The 17,488-nt window shown below is 74.3% G+C and carries 13 protein-coding genes; 7 read left to right on the top strand and 6 right to left on the bottom strand.

Annotated features, from left to right (window positions below; translation table 11 throughout):
* Positions 1-16: 16 nt before the first annotated feature.
* On the bottom strand, positions 17-1,189 hold the full coding sequence (gene tuf / locus HCN51_RS35765) for an elongation factor Tu (protein WP_168015818.1): 1,173 nt from the start codon (positions 1,187-1,189) through the stop codon (positions 17-19).
* A 225-nt stretch (positions 1,190-1,414) separates the two neighbouring features.
* On the bottom strand, positions 1,415-2,710 hold the full coding sequence (locus HCN51_RS35760) for a UDP-glucose dehydrogenase family protein (protein ID WP_168015817.1): 1,296 nt from the start codon (positions 2,708-2,710) through the stop codon (positions 1,415-1,417).
* Between the two features lie 190 nt (positions 2,711-2,900).
* On the opposite strand from HCN51_RS35760, the gene HCN51_RS58375 reads away from it, so the two are divergent.
* The 7 genes from HCN51_RS58375 (at position 2,901) to HCN51_RS35730 (ending at position 13,309) form a co-directional block, all read left to right on the top strand.
* The gene (locus HCN51_RS58375; protein WP_206068272.1) at positions 2,901-4,838 is read left to right on the top strand and encodes a S9 family peptidase; all 1,938 of its coding nucleotides are present in this window, start codon (positions 2,901-2,903) and stop codon (positions 4,836-4,838) included.
* On the top strand, positions 4,802-6,112 hold the full coding sequence (locus HCN51_RS58370) for a serine hydrolase domain-containing protein (RefSeq protein ID WP_346433911.1): 1,311 nt from the start codon (positions 4,802-4,804) through the stop codon (positions 6,110-6,112). The genes HCN51_RS58375 and HCN51_RS58370 overlap by 37 nt, the downstream gene beginning before the upstream one ends.
* A gap of 61 nt (positions 6,113-6,173) precedes the next feature.
* Complete coding sequence (locus tag HCN51_RS60130) at positions 6,174-8,009, top strand: PucR family transcriptional regulator (protein ID WP_240973584.1); 1,836 nt, start codon at positions 6,174-6,176, stop codon at positions 8,007-8,009.
* 91 nt (positions 8,010-8,100) lie between these two features.
* Positions 8,101-9,675, top strand: coding sequence for an ABC transporter substrate-binding protein (locus tag HCN51_RS35745; protein ID WP_168015816.1), 1,575 nt, complete (start codon positions 8,101-8,103; stop codon positions 9,673-9,675).
* A complete protein-coding gene (locus HCN51_RS35740) occupies positions 9,676-10,617 on the top strand; it encodes an ABC transporter permease (protein WP_346433910.1) in 942 nt (313 codons plus the stop codon).
* Positions 10,618-10,673: 56 nt separating this feature from the next.
* Complete coding sequence (locus tag HCN51_RS35735; protein ID WP_240973583.1) at positions 10,674-12,644, top strand: dipeptide/oligopeptide/nickel ABC transporter permease/ATP-binding protein; 1,971 nt, start codon at positions 10,674-10,676, stop codon at positions 12,642-12,644.
* Positions 12,644-13,309, top strand: a complete 666-nt coding sequence (locus tag HCN51_RS35730; RefSeq protein ID WP_168015815.1) for an ABC transporter ATP-binding protein — start codon at positions 12,644-12,646, stop codon at positions 13,307-13,309. Before HCN51_RS35735 ends, HCN51_RS35730 begins: the two co-directional genes overlap by 1 nt.
* Here HCN51_RS35730 and menC read toward each other — a convergent pair.
* The 4 genes from menC to HCN51_RS35710 form a co-directional block, all read right to left on the bottom strand.
* Complete coding sequence (gene menC / locus HCN51_RS35725; RefSeq protein WP_346433909.1) at positions 13,299-14,399, bottom strand: o-succinylbenzoate synthase; 1,101 nt, start codon at positions 14,397-14,399, stop codon at positions 13,299-13,301. The two genes, HCN51_RS35730 and menC, sit on opposite strands and share 11 nt — an antisense overlap.
* Positions 14,396-15,139 (bottom strand): GNAT family N-acetyltransferase, encoded by a 744-nt coding sequence (locus tag HCN51_RS35720; protein WP_346433908.1) that lies wholly within the window; start codon positions 15,137-15,139, stop codon positions 14,396-14,398. The genes menC and HCN51_RS35720 overlap by 4 nt, the downstream gene beginning before the upstream one ends.
* 125 nt (positions 15,140-15,264) lie before the next feature.
* A complete protein-coding gene (locus HCN51_RS35715) occupies positions 15,265-15,816 on the bottom strand; it encodes an acyclic terpene utilization AtuA family protein (protein WP_080040431.1) in 552 nt (183 codons plus the stop codon).
* Positions 15,817-15,906: 90 nt separating this feature from the next.
* Positions 15,907-17,487, bottom strand: a complete 1,581-nt coding sequence (locus HCN51_RS35710) for a Na+/H+ antiporter (RefSeq protein WP_168015814.1) — start codon at positions 17,485-17,487, stop codon at positions 15,907-15,909.
* Position 17,488: the final 1 nt, after the last annotated feature.

Here is a 17,488-nt window from a genome sequence, read left to right as displayed (position 1 = left end):
CCGCACCACGGGGACGTCAGGCGTCAGGGACGGTCAGGACCGTGCCCGCGCCGACCGTGAGCCCGCCCTCGCGGATCGCGAAGCCGAGCCCCGGCTCGACGGCGACGGCCTTGCCCAGCTCGACCGTCACCTCGACGGTCTCACCCGGCACGGCGTCGGCGCTCGGCAGGACGAGCTCGCCCGGCACGTCGGTGGTCCGCAGGTAGAACTGCGGCCGGTACCCCGACGTGATGGGCCGCCGCCGCCCGCCCTCCTCCGGCGTCAGGAGGTAGACCCGGGCGGTGAAGCGGTCGCGGGCGTGCTGCGTGCCCGGCGCGGCCAGGACCATGCCCCGCCGCACCTGCTCGCGCCGCACCCCGCGCAGCAGCACGGCGGCGTTGTCGCCGGCCTCGCCGCGCTCCATCGTCTTGCCGAACGTCTCCACCCCCGTCACGACGGCGGAGAACCCGTCGCCGAACCCGACCGCCTCGACCGGGTCGCCGACCCGCACCGTGCCCCGCTCGATGGCGCCGGTGACGACCGTGCCCCGGCCGGTGACCGTCAGCACGTTCTCGACCGGCATCAGGAACGGCGCGTCCACGTACCGCACCGGCACGGGGATGTGCGTGTCCACCGCGTCGAGCAGCGCCTCGACGGACGCCGTCCAGACCGGGTCGCCCTCCAGCGCCCGCAGCCCGGACACCCGCACCATCGGGACGCCCTGGTAGCCGTGCTCGGCGAGCAGGTCCTGCAGCTCCAGCTCGACCAGGTCGGTCAGCTCGGGGTCGGCGCCGTCGGCCTTGTTGACGGCGACGACCAGGTGCTCGACGCCGACCCGCTTGGCGAGCAGCACGTGCTCCCTGGTCTGCGGCATGATGCCGTCGTGCGCGGACACGACGAGGATCGCGCCGTCGAGCTGCGCCGCCCCCGTGATCATGTTCTTCACGTAGTCGGCGTGCCCCGGCATGTCCACGTGCGCGTAGTGGCGGGTGGCGGTCTCGTACTCGACGTGCGAGATGTTGATCGTGATGCCCCTGGACGCCTCCTCCGGCGTCCGGTCGATCCGCTCGAACGGCGTGTACGTGGCCTGCCCGCGCTGCGCCAGGACCTTGGTGATCGCGGCGGTCAGCGTGGTCTTGCCGTGGTCGACGTGCCCCATCGTGCCGATGTTGAGATGCGGCTTGTTGCGTACGTAGGCCTGCTTGGCCATCGGTTCCCTTTCCCAGAACCTGGATCTTCGGTGACCCGTCAGGGTCGTCGACCTCCCCCCGCCGGGTCACCCGGGATTCACGAGGAGAGGTCAGCGCTCCAGGCCGTCGCACGCGAACGAGCCCAGCAGCGAGGCTGCGGGCGTCGCGAGGCGCGCGTACGGGAACATGAGGAACATGGTGCGGTCATCAGCACCGCACCGCAACGGATTATTCCGCGAGGGGGGTTACGGCCTGCCGACGCTCATGTACGTGTAGCCGAGCGCCCGCATCGCCGCCGGATCCAGCAGGTTACGGCCGTCGAAGAGCACCGGCCGCCGCATCGCCGCGCCCGCCCGCGCCCAGTCGACCTCCTTGAGCTGCGGCCACTCGGTGACCAGGATCACCGCGTCGGCCCCCGCCATCGCCTCCTCCGGCGTCGCGTGGCGGGTGGTGGAGACCCACGGCTCGACCTCGCCGGGCCGGGCCATCGGGTCCCAGCAGCGCACCTCGGCGCCCTCGGCCAGCAGCCGCGAGGCCAGCACCGTGCTGGTCGCCTCGCGCATGTCGTCGGTGCCCGGCTTGAACGTCAGCCCGAGCAGCGCCACCCGCATGCCCGCCAGCGTGCCCAGCTCGTCCTTCAGCTTCTGGATCGCCCGCCGCTTCTGCAGGTTGTTGACCTCGATGACGGCCGACAGCAGCTGCAGGTGGTAGCCGGTGTTGCTGGCCAGCTGCCGCAGCGCCTCGGAGTCCTTCGGGAAGCAGGAGCCGCCCCAGCCGATGCCGGGGCGCAGGAAGTGGGGGCCGAGGCGATGGTCGAGGCCGACCGCGCGGGCCACCTCCTCGACGTCGGCGCCGGTCTTCTCGCACAGGGTGGCGATCTCGTTGATGAAGCTGATCTTGGTGGCGAGCAGCGCGTTGGAGGCGAGCTTGACCATCTCGGCCGAGCGCACGTCCATCACCACGACCGGGCCCTCGACGCCGTCGTGCAGGTCGGCGATGAGCTGCGCGGTCGCCTCGTCGCTCGCGCCGATGACGATGCGGTCGGGCCGCATGAAGTCGGTGACCGCGCGGCCCTCGGCGGTGAACTCGGGGTTGGCGGCGTAGCCGACGTGCGCCAGGCCCGCCGCGTCGAGCGCGGAACGCACCCGGGCGCCGGTGCCGACCGGCACGGTCGACTTGACCACCACCGCCTTCAGGTGCGTGGCGCCCTCCAGCGACCTCACCACCGCCCAGATGCGCGACAGGTCCGCATCGCCCGAGGCCGAGGGCGGGGTGTCGACGCACACGTACGCGATCTCGGCGCCGTCGAGCGCCTCCCCCAGATCCAGGGTGAAGGTCAGCCGCTCCTTGTTCCTGACGATCATGTCGCCGAGGCCCGGCTCGTAGATCGGCACGTCGCCGGAGCGCAACAGGGCGACCTTCTCAGGATCGATGTCACGGACCACCACCCGGTGCCCCAGCTCGGCGAGGCAGGCACCGGTCACCAGACCGATGTACCCGGCACCGAACACGGCCACCTGCCGTTCCGGCTTGCCAACCATCGTTGACCATCCAATCTCGCGAACGCCGCGTACCTCGGGAAGTGAGGTGCCGAAACCGGCGGAGGATCTTCACACCTTAACGTCCTCACCCACATTGTCCTCGACCCGGTTGGCGGGTGGCACAACGCGGGGGCCGCCGTTCGTCCGGCAGACCGAAGCAGACCCGGTGAGTATGCCCTACGGTGCGGATATGCCAGCGCACCTGCCACCCATGGGTCTGGACGATCTCCACCGTTTCGCCGTGCCCGCCGATCCGGCGCTGCGCCCCGACGGCGGCGCGGTCGCGTACACGCTCACCACCACCGACGTGGCGGCCGACGAGAACCGGACCGAGATCTGGCTGGCCGCGCCCGGGGCCGAGCCGCGCCGGCTGGCCCGGGGCAGCGCGCCCCGCTGGTCGCCCGACGGGCGCACGCTGGCGTTCCTGCGGCCCGTGGACGGGCGGCCGCAGCTCCACCTGCTGCCCATGGACGGCGGCGAGCCGTACGCGGTGACGGACGCGCCGCTCGGCGCCGGGCCCGCCCGCTGGTCGCCGGACGGCACCCGGATCGCCTACGCCGGCCCCGCCGGGCCCGCGCCCGACCTGGACGCGCCCGTCGTCGTGCGGCGGCTCGACTACAAGGCCGACGGGAGCGGGCTGCTGCGCGGGGTCACCACGCACCTTTTCGTGGTGGACGTCGCCTCGGGGGAGAGCGTCCAGGTCACCGAGGGCGACTTCCACGCGGGCGAGCCGTCGTGGTCGCCGGACGGGACGCGGCTGGCGTTCGTGACCGACCTCGACGCCGACCGCGACCTGCGGCCGGGCGGCGCCGCCTACAGCGTCACGCTTCCCGAGCCGCTACGTGCGCCCGTCGCCGGGCTCGCGTCAGAGCCCGCCTCCGAGCCCGCGTCCGGGGGTGAGCTTGAGCGGCTGAGCGGTCCGGAGCTGCTGGTCGGCGGCGTGTGGTGGCTCGGCGGGCGGCTGGTCGCCGCCGCGCTGAAGGGCGGCCCCGTCGGGCACGTCCGCCTGTACGCGCTCGGCCCCGACGGCGCCGCCGAGATCGAGACGGGCCTCGACCGCAACGTGATGACCGGCCACCCCGGCTACCCGGGCGCCTCCCCGGCCCTGCTCGGCGACGACCTCGTGTTCTGCGCCCGCGACGGCGGCCACACCCACCTGTACCGGATCAGGGGCGACGAGCTCGCGGCGAAGATCGTGCCCGAGGAGGTCGGCGTCGCCGGGGCGAGCACCGCGGCCGGGCGCGTCGCGTACGTGGCCGCGACCCCGCGCAGCGCCGGCGACATCTACCTGCTGGAGCCCGGCGCGACGACCGCGCGGCGGCTCACCGACCACGCGCCCGCCGGGGTGGACCTGTACGTGCCGGAACGCCGCATGTTCACCGCCCCCGACGGCACCGAGATCGAGGGCTTCGTCTGGCGCGACGCGAACGCCACCGCCCCCGGCCCGCTCCTGCTCGACGTGCACGGCGGCCCCCACAACGCCTGGGCCCCCGTGCTCGACGCCTTCCGCGTCTACCGCCAGGTCCTGGCCGCCCGCGGCTGGACCGTGCTCGCGATCAACCCGCGCGGCAGCGACGGCTACGGCGAGGCGTTCTACACCGCCGCCGTCGGCGCGTGGGGGCTCGCCGACACGCAGGACTTCCTGGCCGCCGTGGACGCCCTGATCGCGGAGGGCGTCGCCGACCCCGAGCGGCTGGCGGTCACCGGCTACAGCTACGGCGGCTACATGACGTGCTGGCTGACCGGCGTGACCGGCCGGTTCAAGGCGGCCGTGGCCGGCGGCGCCGTCACCGATCTCACCAGCATGAGCGGCACGTCCGACATGGGGCTCGCGCTCAAGGCGTACGAGTGCCCCGGCGACCTGGCCGCCCAGTCGCCGCTCACCCACGTGGGCGAGGTCACCGCGCCCACTCTCCTCCTGCACGGCGAGAGCGACGACCGCTGCCCCGTCGGCCAGTCGGAGCAGTGGTTCGCCGCGCTGCGCGAGCGCCGGGTGCCCGTCGAGCTCGTGCGCTACCCGGGGGCCAGTCACCTGTTCCAGGGCGGCGGCCGGCCCTCACACCGCTACGACTACAACGAAAGGATGATCGCGTGGCTGGAGCAATGGGCCGGCGGCTCGCGGAGCTGATCGCCGAGTACGAGGTGCCCGGCGCGGCGCTGGCGTACCTGCACGAAGGGGAGCTGCACGAGGCCGCGGCCGGCACGCTGAACGTCGCCACCGGCGTCGAGGCGACCACCGACAGCCTCTTCCAGATCGGCTCGGTCACCAAGGTGTGGACCGCCACCCTGCTCATGCGCGAGATCGAGCGGGGCAGGCTCACCCTCGACACCCCGGTCGCCGAGGTGCTGCCGGGCTTCCAGGTGGCCGATCCCGAGGTCAGCAAGACCGTCACGATCCGCCACCTGCTCACGCACACCAGCGGCATCGACGGCGACCTGTTCCTCGACACCGGGCGCGGCGACGACTGCGTGGCCAAGTACGTCGAGGCGTGCGCCGACCTGGCCCAGAACCACCCGCTCGGCGTCACCCACTCCTACTGCAACTCCGGGTTCGTCATCGCGGGCCGCGTCGCGGAGAAGCTGGCGGGCAAGCGCTGGGACGACCTGATCCGCGAGGAGATCGCCGAGCCGCTCGGCCTCACCCACACCTGGACCCTGCCCGAGGACGTGCTGCGCTTCCGCGCCGCGATGGGCCACGTGGACGGCGCGCCCGCCCCGCAGTGGGGGCTCATGCGCGGCATGGGGCCGGCGGGTCTCATCTGCGCCCGCCCGGCCGACGTGGTGGCCTTCGGGCGGGCCCACCTGGAGGGCGGCCTGCTCGACGACCCCCGCGCCATGTGGGAGCCGCAGGTGGACGTCCCCAACCCGGACGGCCTCGGCCGGCAGTGGGGTCTCGGCTGGATCGTGGACGAATGGGACGGCAAGCGCGTCATCTCCCATGCCGGCAACACCATCGGCCAGCACGCCATCCTCTGGGTCGTGCCCGAGACCGGCACCGTCGTCTGCGCCGCCGCCAACGGCGGCCACGCCAACGCCTTCACGCGGGCGCTCGGCGCCGAGCTGTTCGCCGAGCTCGACGGCCTCACCGTGCCGCCCGCGCCGGTCCCGCCCGCGACACCTGCCGAGGTGGACCTCGCCCGCCACGCGGGCCGCTACGAGCGGGCCGGCGCCCTGATCACGGTGTCCGTCAGGGACGGCGAGCCGTGGCTGCGGTATGAGGCCACCGGGGCGCTGGCCGCCCTGCAGCCGCCGGAGGAGAGCCCGATGGTCCCCGTGGACCAGGACACGTTCCTGTTCAAGCTCGGCGGCTCGCCCGACTGGATGTCCGCCGTCTTCTACGAGCTGCCCGACGGCTCCCCGTACGTGCACATGGGCGCCCGCGCCACTCCCAAGGCCGGCTGACCGCCCGCCACCCCTGAGCTGTCCCGTCCGGGCGGGGCGCGGCGTGGACTATCTTGATGCCATGAGGGACCGCCCACGCGCCAGTCTCGGGCGGATCATCCACGACCTGGGCACCACCGTCCTCGACGTGGCCGCCTCGCCCGGCGGCCTCGACGCCGAGGTGACCGGCGTGCACATCTACGACCCGCTCGACGAGCTGATCGTGCCCGCGGGCACGATGCTGCTCGCCGTCGGCGTCCAGGGCGCGGCCGACATCTGCGGGCTGCTCGCCCGCGCCCCGCACGCGGCGGGCGTCGTGGTCAAGCTGCCGGTCGACGTGGACGAGCGGGTACGCGCCGCCGTGCGGGAGACCGGCGTCGCCGTGCTCGGCCTGACCAGGGCCGCCTCCTGGGCGCAGGTGGCGGCGCTGCTGCGCTCGCTGCTGGCCGAGGGGGAGCTGGCCGAGCCGGGCGAGGGCGCGCACGGCGACCTGTTCTCGCTGGCCAACGCCGTGTGCGCGCTGCTCGACGCGCCCGTCACGATCGAGGACCGCTCCTCCCGCGTCCTCGCCTACTCGGGGCGCCAGGACGAAGCCGACCGGGGCCGCGTCGAGACCGTGCTCGGCCGCCAGGTGCCCGAGCGCTACCTGCGCCTGCTCGACGAGCAGGGCGTCTTCAAGCGGCTCTACCAGAGCCAGGAGCCGATCCACATCGAGCTCGACGACGGCAGCCCGATCAACCGGGAGGCCGTCGCGGTGCGGGCGGGCGACGAGATCCTCGGCTCGATCTGGGTGGCCGTGCGCGACCCGCTCAACGCGCAGCGGCGGCGGGCACTGTCCGACGCCGCCAAGATCGTGGCGCTGCGGCTGCTGCACGAGCGGGCCGGCGCCGACACCCAGCGCCGGCTGCGCGCCGACCTGCTGTCCACGGTCCTGGCCGGGGGCGCGGACGCGGCGGAGGCGGCCGGCCGGCTCGGCATCGCCACCACCCGCCTGTGCGTCCTGGCCGCCCAGCTCGCCACCCCACCCTCCGCCACCGCCTTCGCCCTCACCGGCGCCTCCGCGACCGCCTCCGTCTCCGCCCTTACCGGTACCTCCGCCACCGCGCTTACCTCCGTCACCGCCTCCGCCACCCCGAGCGCGACCCGCAGCCGCGGCGGGGGCGCCGGCAGAAGGGCGGGCGGAGGCGCCGGTGAGGGCGTGCCCCGGAGTGCGGGCGGAGGTGGCGTCCGGGGGGCCGGCGGCCAGGTGGCCGAGCAGGGGGCCGATCACGCGGCCGAGAGCGCGCGGGCCGAGAGCGATCGGCAGCGCTTCTGTGACGCGCTGGCGTTGCACGTCGCCGCGATCCACCCCAAGGCCGCCGCCGCGCTCGTCGGCTCGGTCGCGTACGCGGTGCTGCCCATGACCCCAGGCGGCGACGAGGAGGCCAGGGCCGTGCGGGTGGCCGAGAGCTTCCTGGCCAGGGTCGGCCCCCGGCACGCCGCCAACATCGGTGTCGGCCGCCTGGCGCTGAGTCTTGCCCAGGTCGCCCGGTCGCGGGCCGACGCCGACCGGGCGCTGCGCGTGCTGCGCACCCGGGGCGTGGCGGGCCGGGCCGCCGGATACTCGGAGGTGCACTTCGAGTCGCTGCTGCTCCAGGTCGCCGACGTGGCCGCCGCCGAGGAGCAGGCGCCGACCGGCCCCTACCGGAGGCTGCTCGACCACGACGCCGAGCACGGCACCGAGCTGGCCGCGACGCTGGAGGCGTATCTCGACGCGTTCGGCGACGTGAGCGTGGCCGCCGCCCGCGTGCACGTGCACCCCAACACCTTCCGCTACCGGCTCAAGCGCCTGGCCGAGATCGGCGGCCTCGATCTCGACGACCCCGACGCCCGCCTCACCGTGCAGCTCCAGCTCCGGATCTTCGGCCGCCGGCACTAGCGCGCCCGGCTTTTTCGTGACCGGGCACGAAGAACGGGCCCCGCCGAGCGGCAAGGGTGGTGCTCTCCCCCCACGCTGCCTGGAGAGCCACATGAGAACACCACGCGCGGCGGCCCTGACCGCGCTCGCCCTGCTCGCCGCCGCCTGCGGAGGAACGGGAGGAGGGGGCGCCGCGCCGGCCGGGGGCGGCACGTTCACGTACGCGCTCCCGTCCGACCCGGGCGTCCTGGACGCGGCGACGGGCGTGCTGGGCGTCACCATCACGACGCTCTCGCTCGCCTACGACACCCTGACCGGCGTCACGGCCGACGGCAAGGTGGTGCCGGGCCTGGCGGAGAAGTGGGCGGTGGAGCCGGACAAGGTCACATTCACCCTGCGCAAGAACGCCACCTGCTCCGACGGCGCCCCCGTCACGCCCTCCGACGTGGCCGCGAGCGTCAACCACATCGCCGACCCGGCCGCCAAGTCGCCCATCTACGGCGTGCTGATGCCGACCGGCATGAAGGCCACGGCCGACGACGCGGCGGGGACGGTGACGCTGTCGATGCCGAAGCCGTTCAGCTTCATCCTGGAGAGCACCCGGCTGATCTTCGTGGTGTGCGGCAAGGGGCTGAAGGACCGCTCGCTGCTGGCCCGCGGCACCTCCGGCAGCGGCCCCTACAAGCTCACGGAGGCCGTGCCGGGTGACCACTACACGTTCAAGGTGCGCCGCGAGTACGCCTGGGGCCGGCCCGGCTCCACCATCAAGGACGCGCCGGAGACCGTGGTGCTGAAGGTCGTACCGAACGAGCAGACCGCCGCGAACCTGCTCATCTCCGGCACCATCAACGGCGCCACCCTGTACGGCCCCGACCGCGCCCGCCTGGAGGCCACGCCCGGCATCGGGAAGAAGGCCGTCTCGGAGGCCAACGGCGAGTTCTTCTACCACCAGGGCGAGGACCGCCCCACCGCCGACCCGGCCGTCCGCAAGGCCCTCACCCAGGCCGTCGACCTGAAGGAGCTGGCCGGCATCGCCTCCAGCGGCACCGGCAAGACGCCCACGGGCCTCGTCCTGCCGCCACGGCCCTGCCAGGGCGACACCGTCACCGGGCACGTGCCCGCCCACGACCCGGCGGCCGCCGCCGCGGCGCTCGACGCGGCCGGCTGGCGGGCGGGCCCCGACGGCGTGCGGGTCAAGGACGGCAGGCGGCTGACCCTGCGCTACCTGTACGCGACCACGCGCGGCGCCGGCACGCAGGCCGCCGCCGAGTACCTGGCCGCCGCCTGGCGCCAGGCCGGGGCCGAGGTGAAGCTGAACGGCGTCATCGACACCAAGCTGTCGGAATCCCTGAACGCCACCCAGGACTGGGACGTCGTCTGGCTGCCCATCGGGGTCCCGCTGCCCAGCCAGCTCGTCGGCTTCCTGTCCGGCCCGGCCGCCCCCAAGGGCGCCAACTTCGCGCACGTCTCCAACGACCGGTACGAGAAGCTCGTCGCCGAGGCCAGCCTGAAACCGGCCGCCGAGGGCTGCGCGCAGTGGCTGGAGGCCGAGTCGGCGTTGTTCGAGAGCGCGGACCTGGTGCCGGTGACGGAGACGACCGTGCTGCAGGCGGCCAAGGGCGCCACGTACGAGCAGGTCGGCGGGCTGTTCGTGGCCACGTCGATCCGGCTCGGGCAGGGCGGCTGAGTGGGCGCCCGCGCCGGGGTGCGGCGGGTGGTGCGGTTCCTGGTGTCGCTCGTGGTGCTGATGGTGGCGTCGTTCGCGATGGTGCATCTCATTCCCGGCGATCCGGTGCGCACCTCGCTGGGGCCGGCCGCGCCCGTGGAGCTGGTGGAGGCGCGGCGGGCGGCGCTCGGGCTCGACCGGCCGCTGCCGGAGCAGCTTTTCACGTACGCCGCCCGCGTCCTGTCCGGAAATTTCGGGACATCGTTTCTGACGGGGGAGCCCGTCGGCGACGTCATCCTGACCCGCCTGCCCAACACCCTCGCCCTGGCCCTCCTCGCCACCGCCCTCGCCCTGATCGTGGCCGTCCCCCTCGGCATGTGGGCGGCCGTCCGCACCGAGAACGGCCGCAACCGCGGCACCGACCTCGCCTTCAGCGCCGCCACCGGCGCCGCCGTGGCCCTGCCCGAGTTCCTGTACGCCATCGGGCTCGTCGCCGTGCTCGCCATCGGGCTCGGCTGGTTCCCGCCCGCCGGCATGGCCGGGCCCGCCACGTACGTGCTGCCCGTCGTCGCGCTCGCCATCGGACCGGCCGCCATGATCGCCCGCATCTCGCGCGTGGAGACGCTGCGCGAGCTGGGCAAGGACTACGTGCGGCTGGCCCGCGCCAAACGGCTGCCCGGCGGGCGGCTGCACCTGCGGCACGTGCTGCCCAACACCCTCACCGCCACCCTGACCGTCGGCGGCCTGCTGCTGACCTCGCTCATCGCGGGCGGGGTGCTGGTCGAGTACGTGTTCGCCTGGCCGGGGCTCGGCCTGAAGATCGTCGAGTCGATCACGCAGAAGGACTATCCGGTGGCCCAGGGCGTGATCCTCGCCTACGGGGCGATCGTGCTGGTCGTGAACCTCGCGGTCGATCTGGCACTCGGGGCGCTCGACCCGACGTCCGCGATCAAGGAGGCATGATGACCCCACCCCCCAGCACCGACCCACCTGTGCCCGGCATGTCGCCTCTGCCTGGCATGTCGCCTGTGTCGGGCACGCCGCCCAAGCCGGGCACGTCTCCCGAGCCGGGCACGTCTCCCGAGCCGGGCACGCCGCCCGTGCCCGGCTCGCCGCTCGCGAGCGCGCCCCATGGGCACGGGCCGGTGTCGTCAAGCCCGCCGCGGGCCCGCGCGGGACGGCCTCGGTGGGTCGGGCGGCTGGGCGCGCCAGGGGTGGGCGGGGTGGTGATCGTGGCCGGGATGGTGGCGCTGGCCGTCGTGGGGCCGCTCGTCTGGGGGGAGGCCGCCGGCCGGATCGACGCCGCCGCCATCCTCCAGGGCGCGAGCCCCGAGCACCCCCTGGGCACCGACAACCTGGGGCGCGACCTGCTGGCCAGAGTGCTGGTGGCCGGGCGTTACTCGCTGCTGCTGGCCCTGGCCGCCACGCTCGTCGGCGCCGCCGCGGGCGTCGTGCTGGGGACGTTGCCGTCGGTGCTGCCCAGGCGTGCCGCCCGGCTGGTCACGGCCACGGTCAACGCGCTGGTGGCGTTCCCCGGGCTGCTGCTGGCGATGTTCACGGCGGTCGTGACCGGGCTGGGGGCGCGCGGCGCGGTGCTCGGGATCGGGGCGGCCATCGCGCCCGGTTTCGCCCGGCTCACGCAGACGCTGGCCGCCCGGGTCGCGGGGGCGGACTACGTCGCGGCGGCCCGCATGCTGGGCGTGCCCCGCCGCCGCATCCTGACCAGGCACGTGCTGCCGAACATCGCCGAGCCGCTCATACTCAACCTCGCCCAGGCGTTCGGCGGCGCGCTGCTCGGCCTGGCGGGCATGTCGTTCCTGGGGCTCGGCGTGCAGCCGCCACAGTACGACTGGGGGCGGCTGCTGTTCGACGGGTTCCCGCGCATCTACGTCACGCCGGAGGTGGCGCTCGGCCCGGCCGCCGCGATCGCGCTGGCCGGGATCGGCTTCAACCTGCTGGGCGACGCCCTGGCCAGGGCCGCCGCCCGTACCTCCGCGACCGGTGCGCCGGCCCCGGCCCCGGCTGCCGCGCCGCCCGGCGAGCCGGACCCCGGCGCGGTGCTGGAGGTGCGGGATTTGACGGTCGCCTTCCCCGGGGGCCTCACTCCCGTACGGCAGGTGTCCCTGAGCGTGGCGCCCGGTGAGATCGTCGGCCTGGTGGGCGAGTCGGGCAGCGGCAAGAGCCTGACCGCCGCCGCCATCGGCGGGCTGGTGCCGTACCCGGGGACGGTCACGTACGGGGCGCTGCGGCTCGCCGGCCGGGACGTCGCCACGCTGTCGGACCGGGAGCTCGGCACCGCGCTCGCCATGGTGTTCCAGGACCCGCTGGCCGCGCTCAACCCGGCGCTCAAGGTGGGCGGGCAGCTCGCCGAGGTGGCCGTGGTGCACGAGGGCGCGAGCCGCGCCGAGGCCCGCCGACGCGCCGTGGACCGCCTCGGTCACGTCCACCTGCCCGAGCCGGAGCGGCTGGCCGGGCGGCACCCGCACGAACTGTCGGGCGGCATGCGGCAGCGCGCCGTCATCGCCATGGGCCTCATGGGGACGCCGCGCCTGATCGTCGCCGACGAGCCCACGACCGCGCTGGACGTGACCGTGCAACGGCAGATCCTGCGGCTGCTGCGCGAGGTGGTGGACGAGACGGGCGCGGCGACCCTGTTCATCTCCCACGACATCGCCGTGGTGGGGGAGCTGTGCGACCGGGTCGTGGTCATGTACGCGGGGCGCGTCGTGGAGGAGCTGCCCGCGGGCCGGCTGGCGGGCGGGGCCGCGCACCCGTACACGAAGGCGCTCATCGCCTCGCTGCCCGACCTGGACACCGACCGCGAGCGGCCGCTGGCCGGCATCCCCGGCGCGCAGCCGGGCCCGGCGGACGCCGGCCCGGGCTGCGCGTTCGCCCCGCGCTGCGCCCTGGCCACCGCACGATGCGAGAGCGACCGGCCCGAGCTCGCCGCCCGCGGCGCCGGGCACCGGGTCGCCTGCTGGGAGGCTTGATGATCATCAGGAACCTGAGCGTGCGTTACGGCCGCTTCACCGCCGTGGACGACGTCACGCTGGAGATCCCGGACGGCCGGATCGTCGGCCTCGTCGGCGAGTCGGGGTCGGGCAAGTCGTCGCTGGCCAGGGCGATGTGCGGGCTCGTGCCCCACACGGGCACGGTGGAGGGCGCGCGCCGCACGCAGATGGTCTTCCAGGACCCGTACGCGTCGCTGAACCCCCGCATGACCGTCGCCCGCACGATCGCGGAAGGCGCCGGGCCAGGCGAGGTCGAGCGGCTGCTCGGGCTCGTCCGGCTGCCCGCCGAGCTGGCCGGCCGCTACCCGCGCGAGCTTTCGGGCGGCCAGCGCCAGCGGGTCGCGATCGCCCGCGCGCTCGGCGGCGACCCCGGCCTGCTCGTCGCCGACGAGATCACCAGCGCGCTGGACGTGTCCGTGCAGGCGGCCGTGCTCAACCTGATCCGGGGGCTGCGCGACGAGCTGGGGCTGACGATGGTGTTCATCTCGCACAACCTGGCCGTCGTCCGGTACGTGGCCGACGTCGTCGCCGTCATGCACCGGGGCCGGCTGGTCGAGGCGGGGCCCGCCGAGCAGGTCGTCGGCGAGCCCGCCCATGAGTACACGCGGGCCCTGCTGGCCGCGGTCCCGAGGCTCAGAGGGTGATCCACTCCGTGGCGGTCGTCACCTCGTCCAGCACGGACGGGATCGGCTCGACCCCGAGCCCCGGCCCCGCAGGCACCTCCAGGTGGCCGTCCACCAGCTCGAACGGCTCGGTCACGTCGGTCGCGAAGTAGCGGCGCGAGCCCGAGGTGTCGCCGGGCAGGGTGAAGCCGGGCAGGGCGGCCAGCGCCACGTTGGCCGCCCGGCCGAGGCCCGTCTCCAGCATGCCGCCGCACCACACGGCGACGCCGTTGGCCCGGCACAGGTCGTGGATGCGGCGCGCCTCCAGGTAGCCGCCGATCCGGCCCGGCTTGATGTTGACGATCGAGCAGGAGCCGAGCGCGATCGCGGCGGCGGCGTGCTCGGCCGACTCGATCGACTCGTCGAGGCAGATGGGCGTCCTGATCCGCTGCGCCAGCTTGGCGTGCTGGACCAGGTCGTCGTTGGCGAGCGGCTGCTCGATCAGCAGCAGGTCGAACGCGTCGAGCCGGGCCAGGCGGGGCGCGTCGGTCAGGGAGTAGGCGGCGTTCGCGTCGACCTGGAGCAGCACGTCGTCGCCGAACCGCTCGCGCACGGCCCGGACCGGCTCGACGTCCCAGCCGGGCTCGATCTTCAGCTTGATCCGGACGTACCCCTCGTCGAGGTAGCCCGCGACCGCGTCGAAGAGCTGCGGGACGGAGTCCATGATGCCGACCGACACCCCGCACGGCACGCGCGTCCTGGCCGCGCCGAGGAAGTGGGCGAACGACTCGCCCGACGCCCTGAGCTGCGCGTCGAGCACCGCCGTCTCCAGCGCCGCCTTCGCCATGCGGTGCCCCTTGATCGGCTCCAGGGCGCGGCCCACGTCGTACGCGCCGACGTTCTTCGGCAGCGCGGGCAGCAGGAAGCGGCGGATCACCTCGGCGGCGCCGTCCACGTACTCGGAGGAGTAGAGCGGCTCGGACATGGCCACGCACTCGCCCCAGCCCTCCGCGTCGGGCGTCACGACCCGCACGAGCAGCACGTCGCGGGCCGTCTCCGTGCCGAACGAGGTGCGGAACGGCGCCACCAGCGGCATCGCGATCCGCCGCAGCTCGACTCCAGTGATCTTCACGCTCTCTCCACTACGTAGTACCGCTTCCCGGAGAACCCCGTGACCGTGTGGCCCTCCGCCATCAGACCCCCGAGCACCTCGCGGACGGCGTGCCGCCACGCCTTGCCCGCGCCTGGGTCGGCCCGCCGCAGCCCCTCGACGTCCTCGGGGACCGCCACCAGCACCGTACGGGCACCGGCCACGGACGCCGTCACCGGCCGCCCGCCCTCGTCGGCCAGCGCCACCACCGCGTCATCCGGAACAGGACGATCGGCCCGCACGGGCGGCCCGGCCAGCGGCCAGGAGGCGAGCAGCCGGTCCGTCTCGTCGCCCTGGTTGATCGCGTCGTCGAGGACCCCGTAGAAGCACGGCAGGTACTCCACCGGCCGGGCGCCCAGCTTGGCCAGGTTGAAGTGCGCGTTGCGGCGCACGAGCGGGTCGTAGGTCCAGGTGATGCGCTCCAGCCCGCGCTCCAGGGCCCAGCGGCGCTGGTGCAGCTTGAGCTCCAGCCCGGCGCCGCGCAGGGTCGCGCCCGTGACGTGCGAGTGCAGCGCGCGGCCGGCCGCCAGGAAGCCCGCCGAGGCGCCGACCAGGCGCTCGCCGTCGAAGGCGCCGGCGACGTAGCCGCCCGCGTGCGACAGCGCCCGCATCAGCTCGATCGTGATGGGCGGCGCGCCGGGGCCGAACTGCCAGATGTCGTCGAACAGCGCGTCCACGCGTTCGAGCTCCGCCATCTCGTGGAGTTCTCTGACCTCGACCACAGCCCGCCCTTTCCGTCACGATCCCCTGCGACGTTATGCCATGGCGGGGCGTGCGGATTCGTCGTGGACCACCAAGACGGCGCGCCTTTTCGTCGCACCGCCCACTGTCACCGTCGCGGGACCGGTCAGATGGCGGCGGCCAGCGCGATGCGGACGCGGCTGGGCGCCACCTGGCTCAGCCGTACCGACTCCAGCGGCACCGTCACCTCGGGCGTGCGGTAGCGGCCGCCGGCGAAGCGGTCGGCCAGGTCGGCGCGGACCGCCGCCGCCGTCACGTCGCCGTCGAGCGAGCTGCGCCCGTCGCGCCAGATCTCCACCACGCACGGGCCGGGCTGCGCCGCCAGCGCCAGCCCCGCCACCGTCGCCCCGGCCAGGGCCCCGCGATCGTGGCGCGTCCAGCCGTAGTGCCAGATGCCGGCCGCCACCACCGGCGCGGCCGGGCAGCCGCCGGGCGCGGTGAGGACGACGTCCATGCCCTGCACCAGCAGCTCGGCGATCTCTTCCGTGCTCCGTGCGACCAGGGCGCCGACCTTGAGCCCGGGCAGGTGCGGTGCCGGGCCTGACATGTCGTAGATGAGCTTGATGCCCGTGCCGAGCGGGCCGGGACCGTCGTCGTGCCAGCCGCAGGCGATGACATCGACCGACGCGGGAGACCTCCACGTGCCGATACGCAGCATGTCTATTGACTACCCTTTGCCGCGAACCGTCACACACCGTCACTCGCTTGAGGGTGCCCCGAACGTACCTTGGAGCATTGACAGCCCGGGTCATCGCAGGCTTCTGGCGTCGAGCTGCCGCAGCACCCGCGACACCACCACCGGGTCGGCGCTGGGGTCGCGCCGCGCCTCCAGCACCGCCTGCCGGGCGGCCGACATCATCTCCGCCTGCACCCGCCGCAACAGCCTGACCCGCCGCGCCCGCTGCTCGAACGCCTCCCGCCGCTCCTCGTCGGCCACCTCGGGGCTGATCCGCAAGCCCAGGTCGAGCATCCGCCGGCTCAGCACCTCGACGACGTCCTCGGGCAGCTCCTCGGCCTCGTCGATCTCCCGCAGCCGCCGCTTGGCCGCCTTGGCGGCCCGCAGGGCCAGGCGCTTCTCCAGCTCCCGCTCGGCCGCCGTGTCGGCCTTGACCCCGAGCCGCGTCACCAGCCACGGCAGCGTCAGCCCCTGCGCGATGAGCGTGGTCAGGATGACGGCGAACGCGACGAACACGATGACCGGCCGCTCGGGGAACGGCGTGCCGTCGTCCGCCCGCAGCGGGATGGCCAGCGCGAGCGCCACCGACGCCACCCCGCGCATGCCGGCCCACCACATCACCACGGTCTCGCGCCAGCTCAGCGGGACCTCGGTGTCGCCGCCCCGGCCCACCTTCCGCGCCAGCCACGCGGCCGGGAGCAGCCACAGCAGCCGGACGAGCACCACGACCGCGACCACGGCCGCGCTCCAGCCGAGCACGGTCACGAGCCGCCCGTGCACGGTGCCGAACACGGCGTGCAGCTCCAGCCCGATCAGCCCGAACGCCACCCCGGTCACGAGCGTGTCCACGACCTGCCAGAACGTCGTGGAGGCGAACCTGCCGAACACGTCGTCGGCGTCGAACATGCGATCGCTCAGGTAGAACGCGCTGGTCAGCACCGCCAGCACGCCCGAGCCGCGCCACTCGTCGGCCAGCGCGTAGGCCGCGAACGGCACCAGCAGCGACAGCCCCACCTGCAGCGTCGCGTCGCCCAGCAACGTCATCAGCCGCCCGCCCAGCCAGCCCAGCGCCAGCCCCACCAGCACGGCCACCACCGCCGACAGCACGAACTCGGCCAGCGCCCCCGGCCAGGAGAACGAGCCGGTCACCACCGCCGCGATCGCCACGTGGTAGAGCACGATCGCGGTCACGTCGTTGAACAGCCCCTCGCCTTCGAGCAGCGACACCATGCGCCGGGGCAGCCCCAGCCGGCCCGCCACCGCCGTGGCCGCGACCGGGTCGGGCGGCGCCACCAGCGCGCCCAGCGCCACCGCCGCCGCCAGCGGCAGCCCCGGCACCAGCATGTGCGCCGCCCCCGCCACGGCCGCCGTCGTCACGAACACCAGCGCCACGGCCAGCAGGAAGATCGGCTGCCAGTTGGCCGCGAACTGGCGCCACGACGTGCGCTGCACCGCCGCGTACAGCAGCGGCGGCAGCAGCAGCGGCAGCACGATGCCGGGCGGGACGTCCACGTCGGGGACGAAGGGCAGGACGGCCAGCAGGATGCCCAGCAACGTCATCAGCACCGGCGGCGGCAGCCCCAGCCGCTCGCCCAGCGGGACCGTGACCAGGGCGCCCAGCCCCACCAGCATGAGCAGCACGAACTGGTCCACG

Source organism: Nonomuraea composti, from assembly GCF_012034275.1.
In the GTDB taxonomy this organism is placed as follows: domain Bacteria; phylum Actinomycetota; class Actinomycetes; order Streptosporangiales; family Streptosporangiaceae; genus Nonomuraea; species Nonomuraea composti.
This window is presented reverse-complemented; position numbering and strand designations above follow the sequence as displayed.

Coding starts and splice junctions, on each gene's coding strand:
- tuf (WP_168015818.1), bottom strand. CDS start 1,189: ATGGCCAAGCAGGCCTACGTACGCAACAAGCCGCATCTCAACATCGGC.
- HCN51_RS35760 (WP_168015817.1), bottom strand. CDS start 2,710: ATGGTTGGCAAGCCGGAACGGCAGGTGGCCGTGTTCGGTGCCGGGTAC.
- HCN51_RS58375 (WP_206068272.1), top strand. CDS start 2,901: ATGCCAGCGCACCTGCCACCCATGGGTCTGGACGATCTCCACCGTTTC.
- HCN51_RS60130 (WP_240973584.1), top strand. CDS start 6,174: ATGAGGGACCGCCCACGCGCCAGTCTCGGGCGGATCATCCACGACCTG.
- HCN51_RS35745 (WP_168015816.1), top strand. CDS start 8,101: ATGAGAACACCACGCGCGGCGGCCCTGACCGCGCTCGCCCTGCTCGCC.
- HCN51_RS35735 (WP_240973583.1), top strand. CDS start 10,674: ATGTCGCCTGTGTCGGGCACGCCGCCCAAGCCGGGCACGTCTCCCGAG.
- HCN51_RS35730 (WP_168015815.1), top strand. CDS start 12,644: ATGATCATCAGGAACCTGAGCGTGCGTTACGGCCGCTTCACCGCCGTG.
- HCN51_RS35715 (WP_080040431.1), bottom strand. CDS start 15,816: ATGCTGCGTATCGGCACGTGGAGGTCTCCCGCGTCGGTCGATGTCATC.